General features: G+C 59.6%; 13 protein-coding genes and 1 pseudogene. 6 read left to right on the top strand and 8 right to left on the bottom strand.

Going from position 1 to position 17671, the window contains the following annotated elements:
* Positions 1-50: 50 nt before the first annotated feature.
* The 3 genes from IVB42_RS30850 to IVB42_RS30840 all read left to right on the top strand — a co-directional run bounded on the left by IVB42_RS30850 (position 51) and on the right by IVB42_RS30840 (position 1494).
* On the top strand, positions 51-467 hold the full coding sequence (locus IVB42_RS30850; protein WP_247471651.1) for a nuclear transport factor 2 family protein: 417 nt from the start codon (positions 51-53) through the stop codon (positions 465-467).
* Positions 468-850: 383 nt separating this feature from the next.
* Complete coding sequence (locus IVB42_RS30845) at positions 851-1159, top strand: hypothetical protein (protein WP_157643160.1); 309 nt, start codon at positions 851-853, stop codon at positions 1157-1159.
* Positions 1156-1494, top strand: coding sequence for an ABC transporter substrate binding protein (locus tag IVB42_RS30840; RefSeq protein ID WP_018460464.1), 339 nt, complete (start codon positions 1156-1158; stop codon positions 1492-1494). The genes IVB42_RS30845 and IVB42_RS30840 overlap by 4 nt, the downstream gene beginning before the upstream one ends.
* 1296 nt (positions 1495-2790) lie before the next feature.
* Here IVB42_RS30840 and IVB42_RS30835 read toward each other — a convergent pair.
* Together IVB42_RS30835 and IVB42_RS30825 are read right to left on the bottom strand one after the other, a co-directional pair.
* Positions 2791-3006 carry a hypothetical protein gene (locus IVB42_RS30835; protein ID WP_247294782.1) on the bottom strand — a complete coding sequence of 72 codons (216 nt, stop codon included), beginning with the start codon at positions 3004-3006 and terminating at the stop codon, positions 2791-2793.
* A gap of 1383 nt (positions 3007-4389) precedes the next feature.
* Positions 4390-4788 carry a hypothetical protein gene (locus IVB42_RS30825; protein ID WP_094183477.1) on the bottom strand — a complete coding sequence of 133 codons (399 nt, stop codon included), beginning with the start codon at positions 4786-4788 and terminating at the stop codon, positions 4390-4392.
* Positions 4789-5864: 1076 nt separating this feature from the next.
* On the opposite strand from IVB42_RS30825, the gene IVB42_RS30820 reads away from it, so the two are divergent.
* On the top strand, positions 5865-6035 hold the full coding sequence (locus IVB42_RS30820; protein WP_018460462.1) for a hypothetical protein: 171 nt from the start codon (positions 5865-5867) through the stop codon (positions 6033-6035).
* Between the two features lie 718 nt (positions 6036-6753).
* On the opposite strand, the pseudogene IVB42_RS30815 reads toward IVB42_RS30820, so the two are convergent.
* The 5 genes and pseudogenes from IVB42_RS30815 to IVB42_RS30795 form a co-directional block, all read right to left on the bottom strand.
* Positions 6754-7000: pseudogene (locus IVB42_RS30815) on the bottom strand (DNA polymerase IV); the annotation flags it as partial.
* A gap of 471 nt (positions 7001-7471) precedes the next feature.
* Positions 7472-7684 (bottom strand): hypothetical protein, encoded by a 213-nt coding sequence (locus IVB42_RS30810; protein WP_204512002.1) that lies wholly within the window; start codon positions 7682-7684, stop codon positions 7472-7474.
* Positions 7685-8164: 480 nt separating this feature from the next.
* Positions 8165-9910 (bottom strand): ATP-binding protein, encoded by a 1746-nt coding sequence (locus tag IVB42_RS30805; RefSeq protein WP_231190465.1) that lies wholly within the window; start codon positions 9908-9910, stop codon positions 8165-8167.
* A 5-nt stretch (positions 9911-9915) separates the two neighbouring features.
* A complete protein-coding gene (locus IVB42_RS30800) occupies positions 9916-11073 on the bottom strand; it encodes an FIST N-terminal domain-containing protein (RefSeq protein ID WP_247299815.1) in 1158 nt (385 codons plus the stop codon).
* Between the two features lie 610 nt (positions 11074-11683).
* Positions 11684-13897: a VCBS domain-containing protein gene (locus IVB42_RS30795; RefSeq protein WP_247299817.1), complete on the bottom strand. Its 2214-nt coding sequence runs from the start codon at positions 13895-13897 to the stop codon at positions 11684-11686.
* 295 nt (positions 13898-14192) lie between these two features.
* Between IVB42_RS30795 and IVB42_RS30790 the strand changes: the two genes are divergently transcribed.
* Positions 14193-14813, top strand: coding sequence for a FecR family protein (locus tag IVB42_RS30790; protein WP_026234035.1), 621 nt, complete (start codon positions 14193-14195; stop codon positions 14811-14813).
* Between the two features lie 23 nt (positions 14814-14836).
* Positions 14837-15634, top strand: coding sequence for a tetratricopeptide repeat protein (locus IVB42_RS30785; RefSeq protein WP_245288580.1), 798 nt, complete (start codon positions 14837-14839; stop codon positions 15632-15634).
* Between the two features lie 749 nt (positions 15635-16383).
* On the opposite strand, the gene IVB42_RS30780 is transcribed toward IVB42_RS30785, so the two are convergent.
* Positions 16384-17523, bottom strand: a complete 1140-nt coding sequence (locus IVB42_RS30780) for an FAD-dependent oxidoreductase (RefSeq protein ID WP_083926610.1) — start codon at positions 17521-17523, stop codon at positions 16384-16386.
* Positions 17524-17671 lie beyond the last annotated feature (148 nt).

The following is a 17671-nucleotide window of genomic DNA, read 5'->3' as shown; positions in this document are numbered from 1 at the left end:
TGATCATCGTCTGCCATCACAAGGTGTCCACCTATTTTGGTGGACACCTCATGCATCAGAGCACTCAAAAGCAAAAGGTGCAGGGAAATTCGCGCTTACCCTACACCGACTGCGTCGCCAAGAAAGACGCGGCCTGTGTCGCTGCGCTCTATACAAAGGACGGGGTCCAGATCAACCCGGGCGGTGTGTTTTCCGATCTCAAGACCGTATACGAAAACAACTTCAAGAACGGCACCGATCATATAGAGATCAGAGTCGGCAACATGTCGGTCATCAACAACGATCTGGTCGTTGCCAACGGCGAGACCGACATCTTCGGTAAGGACCCTAAGAGCGGCGACGCCACCAAGGTTACAGTGTTCTGGGGCGCCATCGACATACGTGAAGGCGGCGCTTTAAAAATCCGCCAGTTGACCGTCGGCATGAAGCCGCCTCCAGCTAAGGAAGCCAGCGCCGAGAAGAAGTAGGACGTCATCATGTCGTAAGTCACCACGCGCCCATCCTCTTTGAGGGTGGGCGTTTGATCTTGCTGCACGCGTCCGAAAGCGAAATACGGTTGCCTCGAAATGCACACCGCTCGCGCGATGTCTGCAAGTGGCCCATCCACGTCTCATTGAGGTCCGTTCCATGGGGCTTAGCGGACTGAATATGCTCGCGTTGAGGTTTTCGCTTTTGAACCCGCACCGCACATCGCGCGGCTGGCAGGCGTACTCGAGATTCTGTGGCAGAAGTCATGGCCGGCCAGTCCCAATGTGTTAGTTTGGGGCGAGTGATAGGTTGTCTCTACCTTTGCCGAGGCATCAGACATGAAGCGGCGCGAGTTCATAACGGCACTCGGCGGCGCTGCGGTGTGGCCGCTGGCGGCTCAAGCGCGCAATCTAAAAAGATTTACCGCATTGGATATCTGACGGCTAATTTGAGCAGCTATCCTTGGGTAAACGGCTTCGTTCGCGAATTAAGTGATCGCGGCTATTCGGAGGGCAACAATCTCACCATCGAATGGCGGGAGGCAAAAGGACATTCGGAACTTCTGCCTGGGATGGCTGCCGATCTGGTCCGGCAGAATGTCGACGTGATCGTGGAACGTTTGAAGTTCGTTCACCGCCGGAATTTGAGGTCGCGTTTGCTTCAATCCTGCGCAAAAGGCAGGATCCGATGATTGATGCGATGACTACCGTCACCGATCCGATGTTCGTCTTTGATCGGAAGAGGATTGTCGACTTCGGAATAGAAAACAAAATTCCGAACGCCCATGAATATCGAGAATGGGTGCAGAGCGGCGGACTGCTTGCCTTTGGTCCTACAATTGATGGAATATGGCGTCGGGGCGCATATTTCGTCGAGAAGATCCTCAACGGGGCAAAGCCAAGTGATTTGCCCGTCGAAGGGCCGAGCGAATTCCATCTTGCGATCAACCTCAAAGCTGCCAAAGATATGGGCCTATCTGTTCCTCAGCATTTGGTCGCGAGGGCTGACGAGTTGATTGTCCGCTAATGACCACCGATTGCAGACCTCCGGGTTGAGGACCGGGAGCATTCCGATGTTCTCGAAGGTCAAGGCGCTCGGCATCGATCTCCCTGCGACGCTGCTCGGCCGAGGTGATTGAATAACGATCTTCTGCGCTGCACGAGTCTGCTGTTGGGCCCATCTCGGACATTCTGACCGGCGCTGATGATGGTCCCCGGAGCTCAAGCGGAAGTAAGCAGCCTGGGACACCAAAGGCCGCTCGTGACCCACTCTAGACGTCATATGCTTCAGGACCGCCTTGCCGTTGAGAGCGTAGCAGCGTCGCGGCGCATAGCGGGGCAGGTGGTCGCCTGCGCTCAGCAGCCCGCGAGATCAAAATGCGAGGGGTACGCGGATATGTCAGTTGGCCGAGGTTTGCATCCAGCCTAGGCCAATGCTACGGGTTTACCAGCGTCCCCTCGTCGGAAACGCGCCACGCTGCCAAGCCGAAACATAGCGTTAGCATCAAGTTGGCCAGCAAGAGCAGGACCGAGGCAAAGTGGCTCACACGCGCCTCGGGAACAGAACGTCCCTCCAGTCCGGAGACAGGTGGATGATTCGAAAAATGCAGCTGTGCTGACCTGGTTGTAGTTTGTAAAAATGCTGGATCAACAGCTTCGAACGGGGAGCGCATCCATCGAGCGGTTCGTGGGGAGCCGGGGACTTCGCGCCGCGCTGATCGTAGCTAAGAGGCACGGCAGGAGTTATGATCTGTTCCTTCTCGCTCGGGTCATTCGCTTCGAAGGAGTCTGGCGTGATAAAAATCTTACAAGGAATGCTCCTCGCGACCACGGTTCTGGCTGCTGCTAGTGGGGCGCACGCAGCGGGTGGCTGTGGCGAGGGCTGTCATAGGACAACCGGTGGCGCATGTGTCGTCGACGGCTGGGGCACGGGAGCCAAGGTTCGGAACGAATGCCCGGCGACCGCTCGCCCCCGTCCACCCTGCGGCGGCGGGGATTTCATCTGGGACCGCACCAAACAGGCATGCTTCCAAAATAACCGCACCTGGTTCTGATCTCGCGCCCCATTCAGGCGGGCTCTACACAGCGCAATCTGATCTCAGTGCGATGGCCTCAGAGCGGGTGACAACGAGTTCAGACGGGAACAGCTTGGCCCTTATCTCGGCCAGTGCGTTGCTTCATGGCCCGCTGTCGGCGCCGGCGCTGACGGGCTCGGTTCACGTGCTTCGGATCAGGTGCGGACCTCCAGGCACGGGAGCCGGATAGGGCTGGACTGCTATGATGGTTGTGCGGCCCTGCCGCTGGCTTACAGCTCAACTGCGGACTAGCCGTCTTGGCAGGGAATACCGAAGTTGTCACAAGCGAGAGCGAATGACTCTTTTGCTTTTGTATCCTCGAAGCAAAAGCGAGTGCCGACCTCTGCCTGATCGATCCACCAATCGACGTTACTGCCTTTTGCGATGCGGGAGGCTTCGTCGCGTAACAGGTCCAGTTGTCTTCCCGCAGCACGAACAATCAGGCAATTTTTCTCTTTGGGCATAATACCTTCTCCAATGGCACAGGACGCGAAGTCATTGGTACTAAGAGCCGTGATCACGAAGGCCGCAGCAGGGGGACTGCTGCTGCGGCCCGCGCGGTCAAAAATTCCGGGTCAAAAACGACTAGGTGAAATATGCAGCCAGCCCCGGTGCGATGATCGTACCGCAGCATCTCTGGCTCGCAATATGATCAGTTTCACAATCGGCAGAAGGCTTAACGTGCATCAGTGCCCCGGCTCTCAGGTCCATGGGGATCGGGAACATTCGGCAATCTGGGTGCGTTCGCCTCCAGCTCCGGGCGATGTCTCGGAGCGGACGCGTAGAACTTCCGGCCTCAGGAATCATCTGCCTGGGGCCGCTTTTTCCAGGACCGTCTTGGCGCCCAGTTTGATTTAGCGGTCGCCTATGTCAATTTGGCAGATGAAAGGGTGGCGGTCGGAAGCTATCCGGGATATGTTGGCAGCGGAAGCTGGCGCACTGAGAGACGACCCCGGCTTGGGGGCTTGAGGGTTGATGCCGGGGCCGCTCCGCCAGCTCGAAGAAGAGAGCTAACAAAACCTGCAATTTTTCCTCTGCGCGTTCGTTCCTCCAACGAGCGCTCGATCTCGCAAACTGCGGCGGCTTGCCGGTGCTAAAATCCGGTCTGACCTGAGCCCCTCGGTTGCCGCATCCGGCGCATACACAACGCGCCTCGATATCAGACAGGCAACATCGTCCGACCAGCGAGCGGCGCTGAGTGCAACGTTGTGGCCGGAGTGGCAGCAGACCAGGACACCGCGTAGGCCCATCTCGCGCATCTCGCCGAAGGTGATCTTGAGCGCTCGGCCGTTGGCGTGTGGCGTCTAGCAGGAGGGGACATGCCACCATCAAAGCGGAAGTACCTCGCAACCTATTGAATGCTCCGACGTAGCCGCCCTAACCGGGCCGCTTTTTCGTTGTGTCGGCTCGGTTTGACCCGACGGGGGGCACTTCCCCATCTAGCCATTCCTGCTCCTCGGCTAAAGCTCGCCACGCCTCTTCCATGCGCCGGTACCGCTTGTAAGCCGGACTATTCTTAGATGGTTCCCCTTCAGCGAGCGTTGCGCAGTTGTCTGCGTTCTCTTTGTAAATCTCTGATGGCTTCATCATCGGCCTCCTGCGTAATGCTTAGGAGAGGAGTCTGAAAGAAATGTGGTTTCGCCCGTCCCAGTTCGAGACGTGAAAGTAACCGGCTAGAAAGCTTCAGCCGTTGTAAAGGCATCGCATTGGGGGATCACAAGGTTCTACCCCGACTGTCAGGACGGCCGGGCTGTGAAGGACGAACACGGGGAGGAAGACCCGAGCGCCGCAGAAGTAAAGCATGAGTCGTTTCTGGTGGTCGCAACGAACTGCTCCGCGAAGGAGCGCTAGCGCTTCGATTTACTCTTGCTCTTCTTCGCGGTCTTCTTAGACGCAGAATTCTTGGTCGCCTTCTGTGGTGCGGCTTTCTTTGCAGCCTCCTTGGGTGGCGTTTTAGCCGGCTTCTTGGCAGACTTCTTCGCCGCGGATACGGTCTTCTTTGTACGAGCAGCTGCGACCCGTCTGTTAGCTCTCATAGGGGCAGGAACGCGCTTCTTCTTCCGAGTGATGATCGGCGGCGGAACAGCGGCAGCATCGGTCGCTTCAGGAATGTAGACTTGCTCGTTGGTCACTCCGGCAACCGCTTCTGGATCGGGCTTCATAGCATCCGCGGCTGCAGTCGAGGCGGTGTCCACGATCTCTTTTACAGTGTCTGAAATTCGTTCGACTATTGATTTTTTAGCCATGGGAGGCTCCCTGAGTCGGGGCAGGATATCTCATTTTTGCGTCGGGAGGGATTGGTGCCGTTCTGGCATCTCCGAGGATTCATTCGAAAGAGGGAAGCGGGATTTAGCGCCCGTTCTATCAAATGATACACCAGCTAGTTATTGCCGGAAGCAAGATGGCAACGGCGCGCTGCTTCGGTGGCACGTCGGGCGGCCCCGGCGCGTCCGGCGCCAGCCCCGGGACGACCGGGGTCGTTCCCCGTGCGCAGCGCGGACCAAAAATTGTGGCTGGTCGACGATCGAATGCCGGATGCGCGGCAAATTCGTACGGCCATCACCTCAGCGGCATCTCCGCTTCGCACGGCCGAAACTAGGCTCAAGGCCGCAACGAAGACGGACCCGGCATAGATAAAGAGGCAGATCAAGAACGCCGCCACAATGCTCACGAGCCATCTTATGGACCGGCAAATCAGGGTGGAAAGGGCATTATTCCAAGATGCGATCGGCAAGGACCTTTGACGCCTCTTGCGCGGCTGTCACCATGGATCGATCTGTTCGTCAAGGTCGCGCTTGGAGCGGCTCAGGGGGAAGCCCATCATCCATCGGGGAATGGCTCAAGCAAGGTCCGATCGATTTGGTTGTGTTGTCAGGGCTGAGAGCTCCTGCGTTCCAGCTTGGTGGCGTGAGGCGGCGGAATGGGACAGAGAGGGCGCTCGGTTTGCGACTTCGAAGGCGGCGCGAAGTAGGGCGTGTGAAGCGAAATGGGGGCACACCGCGGGCGTGACGCTCTGCTTCGTCGACCAGACCTCGAAGATCTTCCAATTCTGAGAGCTGAGAAGTGAGTTCGCTAAGTTGTTCGACGTAAAGGATTGCGCGAGAGCCTCGCATAAATGTCCTCCCCAGCACAAAAAAGGCACTATCAGGACGGCGTCAGAGCAAAAGATCGCGAGTAGTAAAAGTAAAAGACTACCACAGGTAAAATAGCTGACTGATTCGTCAGGCTCACTGCGTCAGGGTGTCGCGCTTGAGCCGCGGTCCGGTCGTTGGGCCGTCCGCCGGCCGGCACGAGCTGCTCGGTCCGAACGACCGGGATTTCGTTGCCCGTCGTCGTACTGATCGCTTGCGATCTGCTCGATGGTCTACCGATGCCTTTTGACCGTGCCGGCAATATCATTCGGATCGGCGCGGTCGGCGGCGGCACGTTCGCGCAAGGCTGTCCATTCGACCCTGCAACCAATACGGTCCTCGGCGCCGAACATCGTGAATAGAGCTTCAGGCGCCCCTCAGCGAAATCGCCGGATGGGTCAGGGGTAGGGGTATTTCGAACTCCGGACTCGGGGCCGCGAGATGCCAAGTATCGACTCCGCCCGTCGATCCTATTTTGCTCTTTCAGGGGATAGCCGGCCAAGGTTGTGGCGCCATCTCTCAGGAGAATGCGATACAATCGAAGCGGGAATCAGCTCAACCAGGTCCGACGGAATATTGCGATGACCAGAACTTTTCCTGCCGTCGGCCTATTTGCCGGACCGACGTTGGCGCAAGAAGGGCGACTGCCTTTCTGTGCCGAGCAACAGTCGTAGAAGCTCCTGCAGCTCCACTGATTGCTGCACGAGGCATCGGTGAGCGGCGAAGATCCGCTCACCGTGCTTCCGGGGTGCTTCCGGCGCGAATTTTGCGGAGAGCACGATGGAGGTAAGTGTTTGAATTAGCTGGTGCTGCCAGACAGGATTGAACTATGATCACAATCCTGCTTTTCATTGATTTTATTGATGTTTTCGGTCCGGCGATCTGTTTTTGTGTGGCACTCTTGCGTGGCGCCGTAGCACTGAAATTAGCTTAGAGCAGCCGCGATTGCATCACCTTTATTCACGTCGAATGTGACATGAGCAGTCTCGGCGCGAAGGTCGATCTCAGGACACCTGATGGCCCTCCCGCTGCATCGAACCCGCGCGGCTGCCTAGGGAAGTTAGTGGCTTCCATCGACTATCAGATCGGCAGGCCAAACTGCGGCTCTGCCAAGCCCTCCCCTTGCAGCGAGGAGAGTGAGACGTCCAACAGCCGGACCAGCCTGGGAAGCGGCATCGCGTTTTGAAGCAGTGCGATGGACAGCGCTCGAGGTCGTCTCTGCTCGAGACCACCACGGAGACAGACCGCTGCGGGTGATGATCCCGAAGTCCTTGAACTTTATCTTCAGCGTGTCCGTCCGGCCCGGTGCGCCCTTGTCCTCGCAGTGGGGCTTAGACTGATCCCGGATACGCAATCAGCGGGCCCGTACTCGCCGAACAGGCCGAAAGGCTTGCCACGGAAGCCTCCGCAGGATCATATTCGAAGTTCTCCTGAGTTAGCCAGCGCGTCGAATCCCTTCAGCTAAATTCTCTGCACGGCTCCTGCGTCTCGAACCCGATGCCGCGCTCCATTCCCGCCTGTCCGGGTTGCAAGAAGCCGAAAGTTGCAATTGCAACGCGCCCTCGACGTGGCGCTGCTTCAAATGCGAATCCGCCGGCTGATTCCGCTCTGTGCCTCCGGCATCGCACCCTCTCCCCCGGCGTTCCTGGAGAGTGCTGCTTTCAGCATATTCTCAATTCTCATTTTCGATTTCTTCGAGGGGCACTGCTGGCACTCTTGATTCCCGGCCGAGTTCGTGGAGCGGGTGAGAGTGATCTCATCACAAACGGCCTTTGAGGTGGCTGCTGGCGCCGGTGCCTCAGGCCTCGCCCGGTCCGGAGAAGATCGATGGCGGTGGCGTTGTGCGCGGCCCCGGGAGCGGCCGCTCGCTTGCTCCGGACCGGGACGCCGGCTTGCCCTTCGCATCGTATCGCTTGGCGAGATCCAGCAACCGACGGCGGGTGAACGGATCGGCCTTCGGGGCGATGGCGCGGACCCGCTGCGCGAGACCCTGGTAGAATTCCTGCTCCATGACGCACCTCGCAACATCACTGCTCTCAGTTGAGTAGGCTACGGTTGCGAAGTCAAGAAGAGCCGACGCACCCGCGCAACTTTCTGCGACCGACTTGAGATCGCAGTGGCGAAGGACGTTGATGGGCAGCGCGGGGAATCAGATGGCAGTGTCCTATCCATTCCGGAAGGCTTGCCCGGCCGGCCGATAACGGCTGCTTCCGATGAAACCGTGAAGGGGAGGCTGCGGTTCAGCGGATTAGACTCGCACTGAAAATGCAAGCGCCATTTCAGAACTGGCCTGGCTTCAAACAGATACGTCTCGCGTAAGTCGTTGCGCATGCAACCCCGAAATTATTGGACGAATGATGGCGAATATTTATGTCTCGCGATTCCGCAGAGGATTTGAGCATTCCGGCATCTGGAAAACGATCAACTTCGGGAGGAGAAGGACGGCACCCATCCGAAGGCCGGCAAATGAATAGCCTCGATCCGATTTCAGTCATGTTTGTTCGTCAAGAATTCTTCGTACTTTCTCCGCCAGACCGCGAAAGGTAAATGGCTTGCTCAACAAGTTGACCCCCGCATCAAGTCGACCGTTGTGGACTATCGCATTCCGTGTGTAGCCCGTCGTGAACAGCACCTTGATCATTGGATGCAACCTTCTAGCCCGATCTGCGATGTTACGTCCGTGAAGGCCATCCGGGAGCACGACGTCGGTGAAGAGAAGATCGATGGTGCGAGATGATTCAAGGAAAGCAATCGCTGATGCCGCGTCGGCTGCTTCGAAAACTTGATATCCGAGATCGCGGAGCACACCGGATGAATACGCGCGCAAATCGTCATGATCTTCCACAACGAGGATGGCCTCATTCCCCCGTAACATTGTTGCTGTCGGAATACTGCGATCTTCCTGCTTGTCGGGTTCAGTCTTGGACCGAGGAAGATAGAGTTTGACCGTCGTGCCATGCCCCGGTTCGCTATAAATCCTAATGTGGCCACCCGTCTGTCGCACGAACCCGTAAACTTGACTTAGCCCCAGCCCAGTTCCTTTGCCGACCTCCTTAGTCGTGAAGAACGGCTCGAACACGCGATCCAGGGTTGCCTTATCCATTCCGGTTCCAGTGTCGGTGACAGCAACCAAAACGTATTGGCCGGGAGGCACGGGTTCTGGGAGCGCGGCAACATACTCATCATCCAGCCAGGTGTTGCCGGTCTCGATTGTAAGTCGTCCGCCGCCGGGCATTGCATCCCGCGCGTTAACCGCCAGATTGAGGATGCCATGTTCTAGTTCCGATGCGTCAGCAAAGGCGCTCCACAAACCGGCATTGCCAACTATCTCGATCCTGATTTGCTCTCCTAAAGTGCTCTTGAGCAGTTCGCTCATTCCCCCGAGCAAGCGATCTACATCAATGGACTTTGGATCCAGCGGTTGGCGACGTGAAAAAGCTAGCAAGCGGGCGGTGAGTGTGGCCGCGCGCTGGGATGCATGATGCGCCATCGCCTGCGCTCGCATGATGCGCCCAAACTGTGGCGCATCGGACATGCTTGCGATCTGCCGTCCGATCGTATCAAGACCACCCATGATCACCGTAAGCAGGTTGTTAAAGTCGTGTGCAACACCGCCGGTAAGCTGACCGATGGCCTCAAGCTTTTGAGCTTGGCGCAGCGCTGCTTCGGCCTCCGTTCGACGCGCGATTTCTTCCGCTACACGCTGTTCCAGCGTCGCATTGAGTTGCTGTAGCTTTAAGGACGTAGCGGACACATCTTTACGCGCACCATCGAGTGCTCTCGCAAGATGCGTTGCGTGAGTAGCCGCCTCCGTGGCAGAACTTGCGCGCGCTAGGGCCATATGAACCCGCGCTTCAGTCTTTAGTAGTTCAATTAAAAGCGGAAGGCTCGATTCGATATCATTCCAAGGGATAGACAAGTTCCTGCCGACAAATACCAGGATTGCCGCAGGGGTCGAACGAGCGACCGCGGGAACGAGCGTGTTAGCGTCGGGAAATGCTACCTCTCCGAAGAACTCACAGCAGCTTGATGCTTGCTTCAAAAACGCTCGCCAAGACGGGCCGCCAGGCAGGCGCTGGTCAAATCCCTGAGCTGGCGTAAAACTCCCCGTTTCTTCATCCTTCAAGAAAATGAGGAAAGCATCGCCTCCCATAAACTTGGCTAATCGCGCGGCAGCTTCTCGCCTCCCGTTGGCGTTGGCAAAACCACTTAAAAGATGAGCCCCGTCATCCTTCAAGTGACCTACTCGGGAAATACGCAAACGACTGCAGTGCAGTTGTGAAAGCCACTGAACTGCCCCTCCGCTCGGGCGATTTGACCGTGGGTGTTACACCCCGTCAACGGCACTTCCGAAAATCGTTCTTGCAGGCTTGAGAGTTCCAACCCGAACTCGTCTCCCATACGGAGGCGAGTAGCGACGCAATCAAAGAAAAGGGCCGCCGCTGGGGGGCCGCCTAATGCATCCAAAGCAGCATTTGCAGCCTGCTTCGCGGCAGAAACTGCGGATGCCGTGCTAGTCTTCATAATTCTTACAACTGAACCAACGGGGACCTCAGCGGCGCACACAACTGCGCCTTCCTCATCCACAGCCAGAGGAACACGCAAGCGATGTTCAGCTCCGCTATCAACCCCAATAATATTGTGCAGGAAGAATGGTAACGGTTCTTTCCGATCCAAGTTCTGATGAGTCTCTTCCGCGTGTTCTACGAATGCTTCGATCGCTGGAAACCCATCAAGGCTTATCACTTTCATGCCGTCGCTCGCCGTGACGCGATAGGCTCGGGACGCAGGTTTCCAGCCGTGACTAACACCCACGCCGATCGGCTTCGAGGAGAGAATCTCCAATGCCACCGCGGCGTCGGACAAAACTTCTTCTCCACAAAATACAGTGGTCTTTTGAAATTGAGCGTTGTCCCCCGCTCCTCCACCAAAAAACTGATACTGACCGGCTGTAGCTAACGTCAACTGATCTACTAAAATATCAGCATGCCCAGCTAGAGCATCAGCTAGAACGAGAGCAGCCCGAAACGGAAATCGTCCGGGCGGTGTTGGTGTAAACCTCGAAACTATCTCCTGGGCTGCCGCAGTGGCATCCATCGCGAGGTTACGTCCAACACTATGTGAGAAGACCACATCGTCGCCCACCAACCCCAGTGCACACGCCAAGCCTTGACCACTGCTCACATTCGTAAACTCGCCGGCAGATGAAGCTCCAACAACGATGGTATCGGGCAGCTCCTTTTTTATGGCAGAAAGTATCGCTCCGTGGTCATGCTGAGGAGCTGCAAATAACACCAAGGCAGCAGGCGGTGTGCTTAGGGATCTTCGTATTTCGGTGGCCAGAAATTCGCCTGCAGTCGAGCTATCGCTCGAATCCGTCGAGACTACCGACGCTTTCATTGTTTCCCCCACTTAGACAACAGCAGTAAACAACCTCCGAAAGGATAAGTTCCAAGTAGCTCGAAAATATCAAGGGGCCTCGAGGCGGCAAAGTGACGTAAACCTTTTGGGGCTTTTACTCTGCAATCTGCCAATTCTCACCGTCGGTAATCAAAGGTTTAAAGCGAAGTTGGTTCGGGGTGTCGTAACGCTTTAGTCGGGACGCTTTCCTTCTGGCGACCCAAAGCGGACAGCTATCCGCGATCGAGCCGTGGTCGGCTGGACCTTTTTTCGGAGCGGCGGCCTGATGCGAATGTCTGCTGTCGGGCCGACGAGAAGTGGTCAACCGAACGGCCGACCGACGCGATTGACCCGAAGCGGACATCGCGAATCCTGCAAGTGCTGCTCCTGTCGCCTTTCCGAGTATGATTTTGGAGGTTACAATGACTCATTATTATCGTGCCTCGGAGCGGAAATGAAGTAGCGCCCCTTCATGGCTCTTGATGGCCGTGCAGCTTCTTGATGGCCGTGCAGCTGATGGCGGTGCGGGTCCATGAATGTGATCGGCGCAGCCATGGGAGCGCCCCGGAAAACGCCAATCAGCCGGACGCGACGAAGGCGTCGGCGGCTCTCAGAGGATCAGATCGTGTTGGAAGGGTAGCTGTCCGCCCTTGCCAGCAGCCTCCCCGTCGAAACGCCAACCCTCCGGCGCCTCATCGGCCGGATGGGGCCATGCGGCCGCGGCGGAATCGTACTCCGGATTGAGCGCGGCGACGGGTACCGAGGAAGTGACCGCCGGGGGCGTCGAGCTGGCATGCTGCTGTTCCGCACCCGCCTCGAAATGGAACGCGGGCTCGGCCCGGTTGTCAAAGCCTTGGTCGTCGGCGCCCTGAATGACCACGGTCACGATCTGCGGCGTGCCGTCGATCGTGGTCACGGTGAAGGTGTCGGTCAGCGCGTCACAAGACCTCAAGGCCTGGACCGCGGGATTGTCGGGGTTGAGGACATATGTCCACGTGCCGCAGGTCGTCATCGTGAAACTGCCGTAGCCGTGGTCGCTCGCCTGCGGACATGTCGTGGCCGTGAAGGTGTCGTCGGGATTGTCGACGTCCCGCTCGGACAAGGTGCCGCTGGCGCTTGGCGGGGGTTCGCAGGAATTGCTTGGCTCGGTCACGCGTCCGCAAATATCGCCGCAGACGACCGCGGCGTCGTTGGCGCCCTCGATGGTGACCGTCACCGTCTGTGCCGTACCGTCCGCGGCCCTCACGGTGAAATCGTCAGTCAGCGATTGACCTGCGTTCAGCGCCTGCACCGCGCAGTTGCCGTTGTCGAGCGCGAAGGTCCAGTGCCCATCCGCGGTCATGGTGAAGCTGCCGTAACCGTGGTCGCTCGGCTCCGGACATTTGACGGGATCGAACGCGTTCGACGGGCCGTCGACGTCGGTGGCGGTCAAAAGGCCGCACGCGGTTGGGACGCCCTGCGCGGAATTGTCGGCTCCGCCTGCTTCGACCACGCGACCATGCGTGTCCCCGGAGATGACGGCCGGATCGTCGGCGCCTTGGATGGTCATCGTGACGACCTGCGGCGTGCCGCCGATGGTGGTCACGGTGAAGGTGTCTGTCAGGGTCTGGCCCGCCGTTAGCGCCAGCACCGCGGCGCTGGCGGAATCCAGCGCATAGGTCCAGTGCCCGTCGGACGTCATCGTAAAGCTGCCATAGCCTTTGTCGCTGGCATGCGGAGAACTCACCGCCGTAAACGTGTTGGCCGGATCGTCGACATCGGTGTCGGCGAGTTTGCCGGTCGCGGTTGGGACGTGGTGCGCCATGGCCGCCGCCGCGATTGCGGCGGCAGTCATGGCGATCGTGGCGACGGATCCGCCGGTCTCGCCGCTTATCGCTGCCGCGTCATCGGTGCCGGCGATGTCGATCGTGAAGGTTTGGCTTGCCGAGGCAAAGTCGTCGGACGCCGTGATCGTGAAGCTGTCGGCGTTCGGCGCCTTCAACGCGTTGATAGCGTCGTTGTTCGGTACGTAGGCGTAGGCGCCGGTCCCGCTGTTCAAGTACAGGATTCCGAAGGAGCCGGCCTTCTCGACGTCGTAGCTTGCGCCCGCGACGGTGAAAGCGCCGATCGCGCCGCCCGCGATGCCGAAGGTCGGGGTCGTGCCGGAGCCGAAGCTCGTGGCCGAGAAGCTGCCGCTGCTCGCCGAGAACTCATCGAACGCGACTGTGTCGATCTCGACGGGGCCCGACCCGAGCGTCAGTGTCGGTGGCGAATGGATCAACGGCCCATCCGGCACGAAGCTGGCCGGCACCACCAGCCCGGGAAGGGCATGTTGTGGATTGGGCCCGTCCGGCGCGTGGAAATCGATCGGCTGCAGCGTCTGATCGACCGCTTCGCCCGGAGGCGTGCCGGATCCGGACGGCCCATGGTCCTTCGAGTAGTTGTCGAGCACGTCCTGCTGCCGGCTCTGCAGGTCCTCCATCCGCGAAGCGTTGTTGGCGACCTGCGCGAAGCTGACGGACGATCCGGTCTTGCTGAGGATGACCGTCTGCCCGGGATCGTCCACGATGATGTGGCGCGGCACCGCCTCCTTCGTGATGAGTTCGAAGGTGCCATGCTCGAAGCCCTTGTAGGTGATGGAGGCATCGTCGAACAACGCGAGATCGGGATCGGCGGCCCACGCTTCTTTCAGCGCCGTCAGGATCAACGGGACGAAAGACAGCGCTCCGGCCCATCCGAGTCTCGCGACAACCGCCGACTCTACAGCGCGCCCGCCGCGGACGGACGACGGACTGCGTTGGTTCTGCGCCGGCCAAAGACCGGTGAAGACACGTGCGAGCGACATCTTGAACGCCTCGCATGCTGCCCGCTTCCGCCGAAGCGGCCGGACCCATGGATCGCGTGTGAGTCCACCCGCCGAGGTGTCCGGTTTTGCGCATCAGACTACGCTTTGTCATCCCGAGACCCCTTCACGAAATGTTGACTGAGTGCGCGCAAATGCGCTCTTTTGTTGGCGCTGAGCGGTCGGGACCATCGTCCGTTGCGACTAAAGAGTGGCGGTCGCAACATGCGGTATGGTGCGCCGGGCGCGCTCTGGCATCATTCCGCCGAAGCGGGCACTTCACGGACGGGAGCGACGCATGCACGGACTAAGGACGGTCGCAGGACTTCTCTGCCTTTTGCTCGTTGCAGTGGCGTATCCGCCTGCGCCGCTTCGGGCGCAGGACGTCAAGCCAATCGGCAAGGTCGTGACCGTCGCTGGCAAGGCAGTGATCGAGCATATCGATGCCGCGGTTGTGCAGGCGAGACTGTCCGAGAACGGGGCCAGCGCGAAGGTCGGCGATCCAGTCTATCGGGGCGACGTCGTCAGGACGGGCGCCGACGGGCGCCTCGGTATCAATTTCGCCGACGGCAGCTCCTTCAGCCTGTCGAGTAACGCCAGCATGGAAATGAGCGAGTTCGTCTACGATCCGGACGGCAAGGACAATTCAACCCTGATCAGCCTGACCAGAGGCACCTTCACCTTCGTCGCCGGCAGCGTCGCCAAGACCGGGAGCATGAAGGTGGACACGCCGGTGGCGACGTTGGGGATCCGGGGCACCACGCCCCACATCGAGATTTCGGACGACGGCACGGTCAAGTTCGCCACCCTGATCGAGGAGGGCAAGGATGCGGTCATGAAGCGGAAGGCCGGTCCGACCGTTGCGCCTCCCCGGCAGCGGAGGGCCGACCGCGCTCTCGGCATCTGCCGGGGATGCTGAAGGTCTTCGGGACGGCGCCAGTTATGATCCTGCTGCTGGCCGCCCCCGCGTCGGCGCAGAAGCCGGAAGGTCAATTCCGGAACGTCGAGCTCTGCAACGCCGCTTCGTCCCCCGACCGGAGGATCGAGGCCTGCTCTGCCTTCATCGCAGCCGGCCGTGGCGGGCCACAGGCCTTGGCCATCGCCCACAACAACCGCGGCATCGCCTACGCAGCGAAGGTCGACTACGACCGCGCTGTCGCCGACTTCGAGGCGGCCATAGGCATCGATCCGACCTTCGCCAAGCCCGTCAACAACCGCGGCGCGGCGAGACTGAGGACAGGCGACTACGACGCCGCGATGGAGGATTTCGACCGAGCCATCGCCCTCCAGCCGGCATACCCCGGCGCCTTCGTCAACCGCGCCCAGGCCTGGCTGAAGAAGGGCGATCTCGTACGCGCCGAAAGCGACTACACCGCCGCGACTCGTCTGAACGCCGACATGGAAGTGGCTTGGAGCGGCCTTTGCTGGATCCGGGCGAGCACGGGCGACCCGCAAGGCGCGGTGGAAGCCTGCGACAAGGCGATCGGGTCGGGCGCGCATACGGCTGCGACCTACGATTCCCGCGCGCTCGCCCACCTCAAGGCTGGACGGACCGATGCGGCCATCGCCGACTACGACGCCGCGCTACGCATCGACCCCACGCTCGCCGCCGCGCTGTACGGTCGCGGCCGGGCAAAGATCCGCCGCGGCGAGACGGCTTCGGGAGAAGCCGATGTCGCGGCCGCGAAAGCTGTCCGGGGCGACATCGCCGAGGAATTCGCGCGCTACGGCGTACCGTAGTCCGTCCTCAACGCGTGCCCGTCGGAGAATGCCATCTCTCCCCTACCGAGAGAACCTGAGCTGCAGCAGTCGAGCAGTTTTTTTATTGATTTTTCCCCCAGCGAGCGATACCCGAAAAATGCTAAACGGTTCTGCTTCCTACAAAACCGATAAGCAGACGTACGAAACAGAGCCAGATGGCGAACTCATCAGCTTTCGAGTCAAAACGGGGTCAGTTGATCGACTGATAAGCTTTCATACGAAGCGGAGTCAGCTGGCCAACTGATAAGGTAATACGCAAAACCTTATCAGTGCTCCGCTGGTCCGGAATGTGGACGAGTACGTATCCCGCCTACCCGAGGATCACCGCTCCTCCAAACGGGAATGACCAAGGCGTTGAGGATTCTAAAATTTTCGGTGGGGTGAGGCGCGGTTGACGTGACTAACTACGGTTACAAGCTACAGGATTTGCTCGCCGCTGCGAGACCACCGCGGCACGTCCGGCCGACGAGCGTGCAGGTCGGCGGAAGGCCGGGATGTGAATCGGCATCGAAGCATGCCCCCTCCAATGTGATGTGAATCAGAGACTTATCGTGCCGATCAGCCTCGGGCCACGCCGATTCACACCACGGCTCAAGGCTCAATTCGCGCTTCAATAGTCTTCGCGCGCGAATTCGGAGGTCCCGCGCCGAAGCTCGCCGGCGCAGAACATATCGGCCAGTGACACCGCTAGGGTAACGTAGCCGATCCGGCCACGCCGCGATATCCGCTCAGGCGAATTGAGAATATCGGGAAAGCTGAAAGAAGGACTCCGCTTCGTAGGACGGATCGGTGGCCAGTCGGGCAAGCCTTTGCCCGATGGCAGGCGCGAACTTCGCACCGTGGCCTGAACACGCGGAGCAGACGATTAGGCGGGAATCCGGCCAGCGATCGATGATGAATTCCTCGCCCGCATCGGGCAGGCGGTCGGCGGGCACGGTGTTGGTGTAGAGGCAGACGTCTCGATCGATGATTGGCCCGGCCGCGCCCGGGACAAGGGCCGCCAACGCATCGCCGACCGGGCGGAGTTCGGCCTCGGTGGCCTGCGGACCCCAGTCGTCGGGGCCGACCACGGGCCCGTGGTTGTGAGGCGCCGCTTTGACGCCGCGCTGTTCGAAGTCCGGAAAGCCGTAGACCACGTCGTTCGGACCTCGGTCCAGAATGAAGATCGGGAAACGACCGAGCGCCACAGTGTCAGGGCGGGTCGGCTTGAACCAGCCGACCGCCTGTCGGGTCACGTTGAGCAGCGCGCCCAGTGTCGGGAGTGCGCGACCGAGCCATGGACCCAGCGCCAGAATCGCGCGCTCGGCGAAGAACTCTTCGGTCACCGTGCGGATCGATACGCCGTCGTGGTGCGGCGTGAAGCTCGCGCGTTCCGGAATCACACGGTTGCCGGCGCGTGAGCGCATCAGTCTCATGACGACACCGGTCCGCAGTATCGCGCCACCGTCTTGTACTACGACGTCCCAGTCGTCGGGCAGGGCGAAAGCCGGAAATTCCTTGTTCGCTACGGTCGCGGTCAACATCGGATCAGGGCGCCCTTTCGCGATCGCGGCCGCGCGTGACGACGCCACCATCGCAGAGCCGGGGAGGCCTGCCTCCAAAACAGGGGTTTCCGTCAGAACCGTTTGACGGCTTTCGGCCTGCAGCCGGATCCAACCGGCATGAGCCTCGTCGCTCAGGCTGGTGTAGTTGGGGTTTTCGAAATTGAAGCGACGGAAAATTCGACATGAACCATGTGACGAGCCTCGATCCGAACCGGGTCCGACAGGGTCGAAGCCGAGCGCATCGACGCCGGCATCCAACAATGAGTTGAGCGCTGCTCCGCCCATGAGTCCTAGACCCAGCACGGCGACTTCGCATTTTCGCATGAAGGCCTCGCGAGCGATGCTACGACTCGCCGATCATCCTGATGATTTCGCGGGTTTACAAGGTCTACGGGAGGGCGATTACGTAGCGAAAGGGACCGCGGGGCGACAGCGGGCCAGATCCGAAAGTCTGAATAGGAGCCGCAGTCAA

Origin of the sequence: Bradyrhizobium sp. 45, from assembly GCF_023073155.1 — a bacterium.
Lineage (GTDB): Bacteria > Pseudomonadota > Alphaproteobacteria > Rhizobiales > Xanthobacteraceae > Bradyrhizobium > Bradyrhizobium canariense_D.
This window is presented reverse-complemented; position numbering and strand designations above follow the sequence as displayed.

Excerpts from the sequence above, each read along its gene's own strand:
- IVB42_RS30840 (WP_018460464.1), top strand. The coding sequence starts at position 1,156 with ATGATTGATGCGATGACTACCGTCACCGATCCGATGTTCGTCTTTGAT.
- IVB42_RS30780 (WP_083926610.1), bottom strand. The coding sequence starts at position 17,523 with ATGCGAAAATGCGAAGTCGCCGTGCTGGGTCTAGGACTCATGGGCGGA.
- IVB42_RS30795 (WP_247299817.1), bottom strand. The coding sequence starts at position 13,897 with ATGTCGCTCGCACGTGTCTTCACCGGTCTTTGGCCGGCGCAGAACCAA.
- IVB42_RS30810 (WP_204512002.1), bottom strand. The coding sequence starts at position 7,684 with ATGGAGCAGGAATTCTACCAGGGTCTCGCGCAGCGGGTCCGCGCCATC.
- IVB42_RS30785 (WP_245288580.1), top strand. The coding sequence starts at position 14,837 with ATGATCCTGCTGCTGGCCGCCCCCGCGTCGGCGCAGAAGCCGGAAGGT.
- IVB42_RS30800 (WP_247299815.1), bottom strand. The coding sequence starts at position 11,073 with ATGAAAGCGTCGGTAGTCTCGACGGATTCGAGCGATAGCTCGACTGCA.
- IVB42_RS30835 (WP_247294782.1), bottom strand. The coding sequence starts at position 3,006 with ATGCCCAAAGAGAAAAATTGCCTGATTGTTCGTGCTGCGGGAAGACAA.
- IVB42_RS30790 (WP_026234035.1), top strand. The coding sequence starts at position 14,193 with ATGCACGGACTAAGGACGGTCGCAGGACTTCTCTGCCTTTTGCTCGTT.
- IVB42_RS30825 (WP_094183477.1), bottom strand. The coding sequence starts at position 4,788 with ATGGCTAAAAAATCAATAGTCGAACGAATTTCAGACACTGTAAAAGAG.
- IVB42_RS30850 (WP_247471651.1), top strand. The coding sequence starts at position 51 with ATGCATCAGAGCACTCAAAAGCAAAAGGTGCAGGGAAATTCGCGCTTA.